This is a genomic window from Gordonia sp. LUNF6, from assembly GCF_047041125.1.
GTDB lineage: Bacteria > Actinomycetota > Actinomycetes > Mycobacteriales > Mycobacteriaceae > Gordonia > Gordonia sihwensis.
In genome coordinates this window covers 2,996,840-3,009,591 of sequence record NZ_CP178181.1, presented here as the reverse complement: position 1 = coordinate 3,009,591, position 12,752 = coordinate 2,996,840, and the positions used below count along the sequence as shown (strand labels likewise).

General features: G+C 68.6%; 12 protein-coding genes. 9 read left to right on the top strand and 3 right to left on the bottom strand.

What is annotated here, in order from left to right:
- The first annotated feature begins 38 nt into the window (after window positions 1-38).
- On the top strand, window positions 39-350 hold the full coding sequence (locus tag ACK8HH_RS14140; protein WP_006895571.1) for a WXG100 family type VII secretion target: 312 nt from the start codon (window positions 39-41) through the stop codon (window positions 348-350).
- Window positions 351-461: 111 nt separating this feature from the next.
- Entirely contained in the window at window positions 462-758 is a 297-nt protein-coding gene (locus ACK8HH_RS14135) for a WXG100 family type VII secretion target (RefSeq protein WP_006895570.1), read from the top strand.
- 76 nt (window positions 759-834) lie between these two features.
- On the opposite strand, the gene ACK8HH_RS14130 is transcribed toward ACK8HH_RS14135, so the two are convergent.
- Both ACK8HH_RS14130 and ACK8HH_RS14125 read right to left on the bottom strand, forming a co-directional pair.
- Window positions 835-1,491 carry a CE1759 family FMN reductase gene (locus ACK8HH_RS14130; RefSeq protein WP_278124715.1) on the bottom strand — a complete coding sequence of 219 codons (657 nt, stop codon included), beginning with the start codon at window positions 1,489-1,491 and terminating at the stop codon, window positions 835-837.
- A 1-nt stretch (window position 1,492) separates the two neighbouring features.
- Window positions 1,493-2,635, bottom strand: coding sequence for an LLM class flavin-dependent oxidoreductase (locus tag ACK8HH_RS14125; RefSeq protein ID WP_346075005.1), 1,143 nt, complete (start codon window positions 2,633-2,635; stop codon window positions 1,493-1,495).
- Between the two features lie 181 nt (window positions 2,636-2,816).
- Here ACK8HH_RS14125 and ACK8HH_RS14120 point away from each other — a divergent pair, with 181 nt between their 5' ends.
- From ACK8HH_RS14120 to ahcY, 3 genes are all read left to right on the top strand, one after another.
- The gene (locus ACK8HH_RS14120; protein ID WP_278124711.1) at window positions 2,817-3,743 is read left to right on the top strand and encodes a cation diffusion facilitator family transporter; all 927 of its coding nucleotides are present in this window, start codon (window positions 2,817-2,819) and stop codon (window positions 3,741-3,743) included.
- A 250-nt stretch (window positions 3,744-3,993) separates the two neighbouring features.
- Window positions 3,994-5,508 (top strand): amino acid permease, encoded by a 1,515-nt coding sequence (locus tag ACK8HH_RS14115; protein ID WP_260868598.1) that lies wholly within the window; start codon window positions 3,994-3,996, stop codon window positions 5,506-5,508.
- 99 nt (window positions 5,509-5,607) lie between these two features.
- Entirely contained in the window at window positions 5,608-7,095 is a 1,488-nt protein-coding gene (ahcY, locus tag ACK8HH_RS14110) for an adenosylhomocysteinase (protein ID WP_412475277.1), read from the top strand.
- A gap of 93 nt (window positions 7,096-7,188) precedes the next feature.
- On the opposite strand, the gene ACK8HH_RS14105 is transcribed toward ahcY, so the two are convergent.
- On the bottom strand, window positions 7,189-7,821 hold the full coding sequence (locus tag ACK8HH_RS14105) for a dTMP kinase (protein WP_412475276.1): 633 nt from the start codon (window positions 7,819-7,821) through the stop codon (window positions 7,189-7,191).
- Window positions 7,822-7,932: 111 nt separating this feature from the next.
- Between ACK8HH_RS14105 and mtrA the strand changes: the two genes are divergently transcribed.
- The 4 genes from mtrA to ACK8HH_RS14085 all read left to right on the top strand — a co-directional run bounded on the left by mtrA (window position 7,933) and on the right by ACK8HH_RS14085 (window position 12,723).
- Window positions 7,933-8,619 (top strand): MtrAB system response regulator MtrA, encoded by a 687-nt coding sequence (gene mtrA, locus ACK8HH_RS14100; protein WP_006895563.1) that lies wholly within the window; start codon window positions 7,933-7,935, stop codon window positions 8,617-8,619.
- Window positions 8,616-10,238 carry an MtrAB system histidine kinase MtrB gene (mtrB, locus tag ACK8HH_RS14095; protein ID WP_006895562.1) on the top strand — a complete coding sequence of 541 codons (1,623 nt, stop codon included), beginning with the start codon at window positions 8,616-8,618 and terminating at the stop codon, window positions 10,236-10,238. The genes mtrA and mtrB overlap by 4 nt, the downstream gene beginning before the upstream one ends.
- On the top strand, window positions 10,235-11,956 hold the full coding sequence (locus ACK8HH_RS14090; RefSeq protein ID WP_412475275.1) for an LpqB family beta-propeller domain-containing protein: 1,722 nt from the start codon (window positions 10,235-10,237) through the stop codon (window positions 11,954-11,956). Before mtrB ends, ACK8HH_RS14090 begins: the two co-directional genes overlap by 4 nt.
- A 62-nt stretch (window positions 11,957-12,018) precedes the next feature.
- Window positions 12,019-12,723 (top strand): ComF family protein, encoded by a 705-nt coding sequence (locus ACK8HH_RS14085; protein WP_006895560.1) that lies wholly within the window; start codon window positions 12,019-12,021, stop codon window positions 12,721-12,723.
- Window positions 12,724-12,752: the final 29 nt, after the last annotated feature.

Genomic DNA, 12,752 nt, shown 5'->3' with positions numbered 1-12,752 from the left:
CCGGGGATCGAGAAGAACACCAAGGAAAGGACTGCGACATGCAGGCTCTCAAACTCGACGTCGCCGCCGGACAGGCCTCGGCGGCGTCGATCAAAGGAGTGGTGGACGAGATGCAGCGCATCGTCGGCCAGATCCAGAAGTCGGCGGTGAACGGCAAGTCGGGCTGGGACGGCAAGGCGTCCACCGCGTTCGAGACCACGCATACCGATTGGCACGGGGTCGCGACCAAACTGCAGGGCGCGCTGGACGAGATCGAGTCGAAGCTGACCGCCGGCTTCCGCGGTTACGACGACGAAGACGTGACGGTGGCGGGCCAGCTCACCGGCCTGCAGGGACATCTGTCGTTGTAGCGGGGCCGCCGCGGGGGAGCGGTGGCGCGGCTCGCTCGTCGCAGACGCACGAGCTCGACGCGCATATCTTCGACTGACACATCCGATTCAACACACTCACAGGGGGATGACATGAGCAACGGACTCATTCGGTACGACTTCGCAAGTCTCGGAACGCTTTCGGGCGACCTGCGTGGACAGTTTCAGCGGTTGGAAGAGCTGTCGGGTCAGCTCAAGCGCCAGGTGACGGCGCTCGCCGCGCACTGGGACTCGGGAGGCGCCGCGTCGTACCAGCAGGCGCAGGGCAACTGGGATCGGATCTTCGCCGACGCGCGCGCTCGGCTCGACTCGCTCGGCACGGGAGTCGCGAAGGCCGCCACGCATATGCGGGAGACCGACGTCCGGGTGGGCAAGACCTTCGCGGTGTGAGACACGGTCGCCCCGGGCGGCAGCCGCATCGGCTGCCACCCGGGGCGGACACCGAGCGAGGACGGTGCCTGATCGGTCAGTCTCCGGTGTGGCCTCGCAACAGCTCGGCGAAGGGAGTCACCTCGCCGAGGTCGTTCGCCCCCGCCGATCGACGCGGCCGGGTCTCGAGGTCGGTGGGGCCGCCGAATCCGGCGACCGCGGACGCACCGACGAGCCGCTGTGCCAGCTCGCCGGCGGCGCGGCGGACTCGGTCGCCGAGCTCGCTGCTGCCGAAGTCCTCGGTGGCGGCGAAGACCGCGGTCGGCACCGTGTCGGCCCGCAGGTAGCTCATCAGCGGGCGCACGGCGTGATCGAGGACCAGACTGTGCCGCGGAGTGCCCGCCGTTGCCGCCACCAGCACCGGGACGCCGGTCATCGCGTCGGGGTCGAGCACGTCGAAGAACATCTTGAACAGTCCGCTGTAGGAGGCGGTGAAGACCGGGGTCACGGCGACGATGCCGTCGGCGGCGGCTACCTCGTCACGGGCGGCGCTGACCTCCGCTGTCGCGACACCGGTGGTCACCGTGGTGGCCAGACCGGCGGCGAGCGGCGCCAGCTCCAGAACCCGCACGTCGACGCTCTCGCCCCGGGCGGTCACTCCCGCGGTGACGGCGTCGGCGATCTGGTCGGCCAGGAGCCGCGTGGACGACGGCGTCGAGACGCCGGCGCTGATCACGAGGAGACGTCGCGCCATCTCAGTTCTCTCCCTTCGCCGCCGCGGTCGCGACGGATGCGGCCGGAGTGACCCGGCGGTGCGGTGAGCCCGGGCCGGCGGCCACCAAGGACTCGTGGGTGGGCGGATCGGAGGGCACGTGGGCGGGTCGGCGGCGGTCGAATTCCGCACGCAGGACCGGCACCACCTGAGTGCCCAGGATCTCGATCTGCTCGAGCACCTGCGGCAGGGGAAGTCCGGCGTGGTCGACGAGGAACAGCTGCCGCTGGTAGTCGCCCGCGTAGTCGGCGAATGAGAGGGTCTTGTCGATCACCATCTCCGGCGTGCCGACGGTCAGCGGGGTCATGTCGGTGAAGTCTTCGAGCGACGGACCGTGGCCGTACACGGGCGCGTTGTCGAAGTAGGGACGGAACCGGCGCTTGGCCTCGTTCTCGGTGTCCGCCATGAAGACCTGACCGCCGAGACCGACGATGGCCTGATCGGCGGAACCGTGGCCGTAGTGCTCGAAGCGGCGACGGTACAGGTTCACCATCTGCTCGGTGTGCTCCTTGTTCCAGAAGATGTTGTTGTGGAAGAAGCCGTCGCCGTAGAACGCGGCCTGCTCGGCGATCTCCGGGGAGCGGATGGAGCCGTGCCACACGAATGGCGGAGTGTCGTCGAGGGGAGCGGGTGTGGAGGTGTAGCCCTGCAGCGGCGTCCGGAACCGGCCCTCCCAGTCGATGTTCTTCTCCCGCCACAGGCGCCGGAGGAGGTGATAATTCTCGACGGCGAGGGGGATGCCCTGGCGGATGTCCTTGCCGAACCACGGGTACACCGGACCGGTGTTGCCGCGACCGAGTGTCAGGTCCGCCCGGCCTCCGGACAGGTGCTGAAGCATCGCGAAGTCCTCGGCGATCTTGACCGGGTCGTTCGTGGTGATGAGCGTGGTCGCGGTCGACAGCCGCAGTTTCTCGGTGCGAGCCGCTATCCAGCCGAGCATGGTGGTCGGCGAACTGGGGACGAACGGCGGGTTGTGGTGCTCACCCGTGGCGAACACGTCCAGACCGACCTCCTCGGCCTTCAGAGCGATCGCGGTCATCGCCTGAATCCGTTCGTGTTCGCTGACCGTGGTGCCGGTGGTGGGGTCGGTGGTCACGTCACCGACGCTGAAGATTCCGAACTGCATCGAACGCTTCCTTCCTGGTGGGTCCGCTCGCCGCGGCTTTCACACAGAGTAACCGGACCGTGGTCCGGTTAATTCCCGACCCTCGTTCCGCGTGCCGCTGGACGGTCGGGTCCGCCGCCACCGATTAGTCTTCCTTTGCGGCCGCCCGGCCGACACCACGTGCACAGACGGAAGGTCCTCCATGTCCGCAGAAGGGTCGACACGCGCGATCGTCGCCGCCCTGGCCGCCAACGCGGGAATCGCCGCGGCCAAGTTCGTCGGCTTCGCGATCACCGGTTCCTCATCGATGCTCGCCGAAGGCGTCCACTCCGTCGCCGACACGTCGAACCAGGGCCTGCTTCTGCTCGGCCAGAAGAGCGCGGCGCGCAAGGCCGACGAACTGCATCCGTTCGGGTACGGCCGCAGCAGGTACTTCTACTCGTTCATCGTCGCGCTCGTGATCTTCACCCTCGGCTCGATGTTCGCGCTCTACGAAGGCGTCGAGAAGATCCGCCACGCGGGCGATCACGGGCTCGACTCACCACTGGTCGCGGTGGTGATCCTCCTGGTCGCGATCTGCCTCGAGGGCTACAGCTTCCACACCGCCCGGAAGGAGTCCCGGCCACTCAAGGGCGGGGCGTCCTGGTGGCAGTTCATCCGCACCTCGCGCAATCCCGAACTGCCGGTGGTCCTGCTCGAGGACAGCGGCGCGCTGATCGGTCTGGTGCTGGCGCTCGCGGGCGTCGGGCTGACGATGATCACCGGTGATGCGATCTGGGACGGCATCGGCACCCTCTCGATCGGCGTACTGCTCGGCCTGATCGCGATCGTCCTGATCGTCGAGATGAAGAGCCTGCTGATCGGCGAGGGCGCGACCGAGGCCGAGTCGGCGACGCTGCGTTCGGTGATCCCGGGGCAGGACGTCGATCGCGTCATCCATATGAAGACGCAGTACCTCGGACCCGAGGAACTCCTGGTGGCGGCGAAGATCGCGATCGCGCCGGGTCTGGGGGCGGTCGAGATCGCTCGGGCGATCGACGGGGCGGAGGCCCGGGTGCGGGCCGCGGTGCCGCAGGCCCGGGTGATTTACCTCGAACCGGACATCGACAGGGGTGAGAACGCTTCGTGACCAACTCCTGACCTGGATGCGGCCTACGGGAACGCGTCGATGCGCTAGCCTCTGAAACCGCAATGAATGTGGAGGGGATCACATCGATGGTGTCAGCTCGGGCGAGGCCACAGGGCTACTCGACGAGGGCGCACACCCTGGCGCAGGCACCACGCCCCGACCGTTCATCCCGCAGCGGAAACCCCGCGAATCAGCAAGGAGAACCTACGTGACCACTTTCTTCGGTCGTGTGAAATCGGTCGAGCAATCGATGGCCGACACCGACGAGCCCGAAACCAAGCTCCGGAAGGACCTGACGGCCTGGGACCTGACAGTCTTCGGCGTCGCCGTGGTCGTCGGCGCCGGCATCTTCACCCTCACCGCACGGACGGCCGGCAACGTCGCGGGCCCCTCGGTGTCTCTGGCCTTCGTCCTCGCCGCGATCGCCTGCGGTCTGGCAGCTCTCTGCTACGCGGAGTTCGCCTCCACGGTCCCGGTGGCGGGATCGGCCTACACGTTCTCCTATGCGACCTTCGGTGAATTCGTCGCCTGGATCATCGGTTGGGACCTCATCCTGGAATTCGCGCTCGCCGCCTCCGTCGTGGCGAAGGGCTGGTCGTCGTACCTCGGCAACGTGATCGGTGCGGGCAACAACGTCTTCGTCATCGGCGGGCACACCTACGACTGGGGTGCGGCGGTGCTGATCGCGGTGCTCATCACCCTGCTGGTGCTCGGTACCAAGCTGTCGTCCCGGGTCTCGGTGATCATCACCGCGATCAAGGTGGCCGTGGTGCTGCTCGTGATCATCGTGGGCGCCTTCTACATCACCGGCAAGAACTACTCGCCGTACGTGCCGCCGGCCAAGCCTGGCGAGTCGACCGGGACGGGAATCCATCAGACGCTCTTCTCGTGGGCCACCGGTGCCACCGGCAGCCAGTACGGCTGGTACGGACTGCTCGCCGCCGCGTCGCTCGTGTTCTTCGCGTTCATCGGCTTCGACGTCGTCGCGACCACGGCGGAGGAGACCAAGGACCCGCAGAAGTCGCTGCCGCGCGGCATCCTGGGATCGCTGGCCATCGTCACGATCCTCTACGTCGGCGTTTCGCTGGTGCTCACCGGAATGGTTCCGTACACCGACCTCGCGGATAAGAAGCTGCCGAACGGGACGGTGGAATCGTCGACGCTCGCCACGGCCTTCGAGGCGCACGGCATCACCTGGGCGCAGTGGGCGATCAACATCGGTGCGCTGGCGGGTCTGACGACAGTCGTGATGGTGATGCTCCTCGGACAGACCCGAGTCGGTTTCGCCATGGCCCGCGACGGACTGCTCCCGCGCGGACTGGCCAAGACCGGCAGCCGCGGCACGCCGGTGCGCATCACCCTGATCGTCGGCGTGGTCTCCGGCGCGCTCGCCTTCTTCTTCCCGATGGGCACGCTCGAAGAGATGGTCAACATCGGTACCCTGTTCGCGTTCGTCCTGGTGTGCGTCGGTGTCGTGGTGCTGCGTCGCACCCGGCCGGATCTCAAGCGCGGCTTCTCCGTGCCGTTCGTACCGCTGGTGCCGATCCTGGCGGTCATCGCCTGCTTCTGGCTGATGATCAACCTGTCGATCGAGACCTGGCTGCGATTCCTGGTCTGGATGATGATCGGCATCGTCGTGTACCTGACCTACGGTGCAAAGCACTCCGTGCTCGGTATGCGTGAGCGCAAAGAACTGCCCTCCTACGACACCGTCACCCCTGATTCGGCCGACCGGCCGGACGGTGGTCCGACCGGCAGTGCGTGAGCGCGATAGCGTAGAAGGACCTAGGGCACTGGTACCGGCCGCCGAATCGGCGGCCGGTACCGTCGTTCACGATCAAAGATGTCAATCGAGAGGGACCAGATGACCGCGCCTTCCAGCGCTCTGACCACCGAAACCCGCAACGGCGTCGAGTTCAGGGTCGCCGACCTCTCCGAGGCCGAGTACGGCCGCAAGGAGATCCGCCTCGCCGAGCACGAGATGCCGGGTCTGATGGAGTTGCGCCGCGAATACGCCGACGTCAAGCCCCTCCAGGGCGCGCGCATCTCGGGGTCGCTGCACATGACCGTGCAGACCGCCGTCCTCATCGAGACGCTCGTCGATCTGGGCGCCGAGGTCCGCTGGGCCTCGTGCAACATCTTCTCCACCCAGGACCACGCGGCCGCGGCCGTCGTCGTCGGCCCGTACGGAACCGTCGAGGAGCCCAAGGGCGTGCCGGTCTTCGCCTGGAAGGGCGAGACCCTGGAGGAGTACTGGTGGGCGGCCGAGCAGATGCTGACCTGGCCGGACGTCGACGGCGAGCCGCGGCGCGCCAACATGATCCTCGACGACGGCGGCGACGCGACCATGCTGGTCCTGCGTGGCGCGGAGTTCGAGAAGGCCGGCGTCGTTCCGCCCGCCGACGACAATCACCCCGCCGAGTACAAGGTGTTCCTGGAACTGCTGCGCCGCTCGCTGGCCGCAGACCCGGGCAAGTGGACGGCGATCGCCGAGTCGGTGCAGGGCGTCACCGAGGAGACCACCACCGGTGTGCTCCGTCTGTACCAGTTCGCCGCCGCCGGTGAACTCGACTTCCCCGCGATCAACGTCAACGACTCGGTCACCAAGAGCAAGTTCGACAACAAGTACGGCACCCGCCACTCGCTGATCGACGGCATCAACCGCGGCACCGACGTCCTCATCGGCGGCAAGAAGGTGCTGATCTGCGGCTACGGCGACGTCGGCAAGGGCTGCGCGGAGTCGCTGGCGGGGCAGGGCGCCCGTGTCCAGGTCACCGAGATCGACCCGATCAACGCACTGCAGGCGATGATGGACGGCTACGACGTCGTCACCGTCGATGAGGCGATCGGCAACGCGGACATCGTCGTCACGGCCACCGGCAACCTGGGCATCATCACCTTCGAGCACATGAAGAAGATGAAGAATCAGGCGGTGCTGGGCAACATCGGTCACTTCGACAACGAGATCGACATGGCCGGACTCGAGTCCGCCGAAGGAATGACGCGGATCAACATCAAGCCGCAGGTGGACCAGTGGGTGTTCCCCGACGGCCACAGCATCATCGTGCTGTCCGAAGGGCGACTGCTGAACCTGGGCAACGCCACCGGCCACCCGTCGTTCGTGATGAGCAACAGCTTCGCCAACCAGGTGATCGCTCAGATCGAGCTGTGGACCAAGGGCGACGAGTACGACAACGAGGTGTACCGCCTGCCCAAGCATCTCGACGAGAAGGTCGCGCGCATCCACGTCGAAGCGCTCGGCGGCAGCCTGACCAAGCTCACCAAGGAGCAGGCCGAGTACATCGGCGTCGACGTCGAGGGCCCCTACAAGCCCGAGCACTACCGCTACTGACGCACCGAACCGGCTGGATGCACCGCACCGCCGCCGGTCGGGGAGCCGAGCTCTCCCGACCGGCGGCGGTCGTTCGTTGCGGCCGGCTCCGGACTACCCGAGCTGTGCGAGAACGGCGTCGACGGCCGCGTCGCCGTCGGCCCACGACCAGGTCGACATCCACTGTGCTTGCACGAGTTCGCCGTAGACGCGGTAGACGGCGTATTGCAGGTCGGCGTCGCGCTCGTAGGTGTCCACGGGTCGGTCGGCCTCGGCCTCCGCGCGACCGCTGGCGCGGCCCATCGCGACTTCCGGCGGAACTCCGAGGAGCAACTGGTGGTCGGGAACCGGGAGTTGAAACCGTCGGAACTCCAGGTCGGCGACCCAGTCGACGACCTCGGACGCGGCGCCCGCACCCAGGCGCGCGGCGCTGTAGGCCGCATTCGACGCGGTGTAGCGGTCGCAGATGACGAGGTCGTTCCCGGCGAGGGCGTCGTGCAGTTGACGCCGTGCCGCGGCCCGGTCGAGGGCGAAGAGCAGGGCCATCGCGTAGACGCTGTCCCGGAGATCACCGTGCCGTCCGTGCAGCGCCTCCGAGGCGATGTCCGCGGTGATCGATTCGCCGTAGCGGGGGAACGCGAGCGTCCGGACCGACGCGCCACGGTCGATCGCAGCGGCTTCGAGGCGTCCGACGATGGTGCGTTTGCCCGCACCGTCGAGACCTTCGACAGCAACCAGAATGCCCACGCGGACAGTCTAGGCAGTCGCCTGCGCCACGTGGATGCGGCGCGCCGCACGCCGTCCGGACCTGCGCGGCAAGGCGTGTCGCACCGCGCTATCCGCGGCAGAAGTGACACCATGGCAGGCATGAAGCCACGCATCCTGGTCGTTGACGATGACGCCGCTCTCGCCGAGATGCTCACGATCGTTCTGAAGAACGAAGGCTTCGAGCCGTTCGTCGTCGGAGACGGGACGCAGGCGCTGACCGCGGTGCGCGAGGTTCGACCCGACCTCGTCCTGCTCGACCTGATGCTGCCGGGAATGAACGGCATCGATGTCTGTCGGGTGCTCCGCGCCGACTCCGGTGTGCCGATCGTGATGCTGACCGCCAAATCCGACACCGTCGACGTGGTGCTCGGCCTGGAATCCGGTGCCGACGACTACATGGTGAAGCCGTTCAAGCCGAAGGAACTCGTCGCGCGCATCCGAGCCCGGCTGCGGCGCACCGAGGACGATCCGGCCGAACTCCTGGCGATCGGTCCGGTGGAGATCGACGTCCCGGCGCACAAGGTCACCCGCGACGGGGTGCCGATCTCGCTGACTCCGCTGGAGTTCGACCTTCTGGTGGCGCTGGCGCGCAAGCCCCGTCAGGTGTTCACCCGTGACGTCCTCCTCGAACAGGTGTGGGGCTACCGGCATCCCGCCGACACTCGTCTGGTGAACGTCCACGTCCAGCGGCTGCGCGCCAAGGTCGAGATCGATCCGGAGAACCCGGAGATCGTGCTCACCGTGAGAGGGGTCGGTTACAAGGCCGGTCCGCCGTGATCGGTGGCCGCCGGATTCACCGGGGGCCGATCGAACGCCTCATCACAGCGGTCCGGCGCGCCGCGGCGACCGTCGGACGGGTGGCCGGACAGATCTGGCGCCGCTCGGTTCAGACGCGAGTCATCGTCTCGACGCTGGTTCTGTCCTTCGTGGTCTTGCTGATTCTCGGTTTCGTCCTGATCAGTCAGATCACCGGGCGCCTGTTGGACGCCAAGGAGGAAGTCGCCACCGACGAGATCGCGCGGATGCGCGCGGTGGTGGAACGGGTGCTGAGCAGCGGGGAATCGAACACCGCTGTGCAGAATCGGCTGGCCCGAGCGCGATCGTTGCTCACCGACCAGGACACCGAGTCGCCGCAGACGTCGTCGGTCGCCGGCTCGTTCGACTCCGTGCTCGTGGTTCCCGGCGAGCCGAACGAGCAGGAGATCGCGGTGGGGCCGGTGCGCGACGTGCCGACCGCCCTGCGCAAGATGGTGGCCGGGGGCCAGGTCGCCTTCCAGTACACATCCATCGATCAGGCCGGGGACACCGTCCCCGCGCTGGTGATCGGCTCCCCGGTGGAGAGCCCGATCCAGGGGCTGGAGATCTACCTCGTATTCCCCCTGGGCACCGAGGAGAACACGGTGTCGCTGGTGCGCGGAACGCTGCTGACCGGTGCGGTGGTGCTGCTCGGTCTGCTCGCAGCGATCGCCTGGCTGGTGACCCGACAGGTGATCGCACCGCTGCGGTCGGCGACCCGGATCGCCGTGCGTTTCGCCGACGGCCGTCTCTCCGAGCGGATGCCGGTGCACGGCGAGGACGAGTTCGCGCGGCTGGCGGTCTCGTTCAACGACATGGCCGAGAGCCTCTCCCGTCAGATCAACCACCTCGAGGAGTTCGGCGGGCTGCAGCGGCAGTTCACCTCCGACGTCAGCCACGAGCTGCGAACGCCGCTCACCACGGTCCGGATGGCCGCCGACCTTCTCTACGACAACCGCGAGGGCCTAGACCCGGTGCAGCGCCGTTCGGTGGAACTGCTCGACAAGGAACTGAACCGGTTCGAGACGCTGCTGACCGAGCTCCTGGAGATCTCGCGTCACGACGCGGGGATGGCGGAGCTGGCGGCACAGAAGCTCGACATCGCGGTGCCCATCGACGCGGCCGTCTCCACGGTGGCTCCACTGGCCGCCGAGACGGGCAGCGACCTGATCATCGACATGCCGACGGAGCCGGTGATGGCCGAGATCGATCCGCGCCGGGTGGAGCGGATCCTGCGTAACCTGCTCGCCAACGCCATCGATCACGGCGAGCACAAGCCGGTCACGCTCACCATGCGCTCCGACGGCGACGCGGTGGCGATCACCGTCCGCGACCACGGGATAGGCCTGCGTCCGGGAGAGGAGAAACTCGTCTTCAACAGATTCTGGCGATCGGATCCGTCGCGTGTGCGGCGCTCGGGCGGCACGGGCCTCGGCCTGGCGATCAGCATCGAGGACGCCCGTCTGCACCAGGGCCGACTGGAGGCCTGGGGAGCGCCGGGGGAGGGCTCCTGCTTCCGCCTCACGCTGCCACTGGTTCGTGGCCACAAGCTCCTCGGCAGCCCGCTGCCGTTGAAGCCGATCGGGGAGACGCCCCGATGAGGCGGGTCGCGGTGCTGGTCGCGCTGCTGCTGTCCGCGACGATGGTTCTCACCGGATGCGTCGACATTCCGGACTCCTCGTCTCCGCAGCCCATCCAGGCGTTCGACCGCAAACGGCCGACCAACATCGTGCCCTCGCCCCGACGGGGCGACGACCCGGAGACCGTCGCGCGCAACTTCGTGAAGGCGATGTCCGACCCCACGGCCGGGCATCGGGCGGCGCGCAAGTTCCTGACCGCGGGCGCCAGCCAACGATGGGACGACCAGGGAGACATGACCGTGGTCCGCGACGTCGGCGTCACCGTCGACGAGCGCACCGACGACGCGGTCCGACTCCGGGTCACCGGCGAGAAGACGGGAGTGCTGTCGCCCGGCGGCACGCTCCGGCCCGTCACGGGCGACTGGGTGATGGCGCTGTCGCTGGAGCAGAGCGGCGGGACGTGGCGGATCAGCGGCGACCCGCCCGTGGGATCGGTCACCGACTCGTCGCAGTTCCTCACGGCGTATCGGCAGGCCGACCTGTTCTTCCCCGATCGCACGCTGAGCCGGCTGGTGGCCGACCCGCGCTGGCTGTTCGGTCCCGAACTCGATGCGAGCGTCCTGGTCAACCGGCTGCTGGCGGGTCCGGCGCCCGAACTCGCCGGTGCGGTGAGCCAGGGAGCGGCGCGCGGCAGCGCCGCCGCCGGACCGGTCACCACCAAGGGCGACGTCGTGACGGTTCCGCTCGGCAACGTCGCCGACGGCGACCAGAAGGCGCGAACCACTCTCGCGGCGCAGATCGTCTGGACCCTCGATTACGCCGGGTTCTCGGGCACGTACCGGATCACCGCCGACGGCGCTCCGCTGGTTCCCGGCCGCGACGAGGGCTGGCACACCGCCGATGTCAGCACCTTCGAACCCGAGCCGGAGAAGCGCGCCGTCGACCCGGTGCACCTGGTGCGCGACGGGGGCCTGGCCAGGCTCACCGGGAACCGGGCGGTACCCGTCGACGGCGCACTCGGCGCCGCCCACGACCTCCAGTCGGCGGCCATCTCCGCGGATATGAGCCGAAGTGCCGCCGTCGCCGACCGCGGCGGCCGCCGAGTGCTGCTGGTGGGGCCGTACGGCGGCGATGCCGTGGAGGTGGCCGCGGGCGCCTCGGTGACGACGCCGTCCTTCGGGCCGGATCCCGCCACCGGATACGCGGTGGTCGACGGCCGTCCGATCCATTGGATGTCGGACGGCGACGGCACGCGGATCGAGTCCATCGACACCGCGGAGGTCCGCGCGGTGGCGCCGGGGCCGATCACCGGTCTGCAGGTCTCACCGGACGGCGTGCGCGTGGCCCTGGTGGTCGGCGGCCGGCTCCTGCTCGCCGTGCTGTCCGTGAACGATGTCGGCGTGCCGGCACTGACCGGCGTCTACCTGCTCGCGCCGGAGGTGGCGGGCACCGGCATCGGTATCGCCTGGTCGTCGTCGAAGACGATGTACTTCGCGGTGAACGGCGGCGACAGCCCGGTGTGGAAGGCGTCGATCGTCGGCACGCAGCCGGTCGCGATGGTCAGCGGCAACCTCAAGCCGCCGCTGGTGGACGTCGCGGCATCGTCGACCACGGTGTACGTCTCGGACAATCGCGGTATCCAGCAGATCGGCACCGGCCAGATCCGGCCGGATCAGTACTGGACCGCGCTGGGCCCCGATGCCGGACCGGGAACGAGGCCGGTGATCCCCGGCGGCTGACCGGCGGTCGCTGTGGAACAACCGGGTGACAGTCCGGCATCGCAGGAGGACGATGCTCGGGCATGGCGGGTGATCGGGCACGCTCCCGAGCCGTGTTGGCGGCCTTGGCGGACCTCGCGGTGCCGCGGGAGTGCGGAGGGTGCGGGCGCCCGGGAACGCCGTGGTGCGACGCTTGCCGGGCTCGACTCGACGATGTGCCGCGGCAGCTGTCTCCGCGTGTGGATCCGGGTGTGCCTGTATGGGCGATGGCCCGGTACGGCGGACCGATGGCGTCAGCCGTCGTGAACCTCAAGGAGCATCGCCGACGCGATCTCGCGCCCGTTCTGGGCCGCGTTCTGGCCGACGGGATCCTCTCGCTCGCACAGTGGGGTGACTTGCCCGCCTCCGATCGACTCGCACTCGTCCCCGCACCCACGCGGGCGTGGGCGGCCCGGAGCAGGGGAGGCGACACCGTGACCGCGCTCGCCCGCGAGGCCGCGGACGTCCTCGGCGGCCGCGTCCGAGTGGTGCCGGCGCTGGTGACCGCGGCCTGGACGCGAGACTCGGCGGGGCTGGGGGCCGGGGCGCGCGGCGCGAACCTCGCGGGAGCGGTGCGATTGCGCCGCCCACTGCCGTCTGCGCTGGTCGGCGCCGGTGCCGGGCCCGCCGTACCGGTGGTGGTGGTCGACGACGTCCTCACCACCGGCGCGACCGTCGCGCAAGCGGTGAGACGCCTTCGGCGTTCCGGTGCCGCTGTGACCGGAGCGGTGGTTCTGGCGGGTGCATGATCGGCAAAACGTGGCCGGAACCGAAGTTT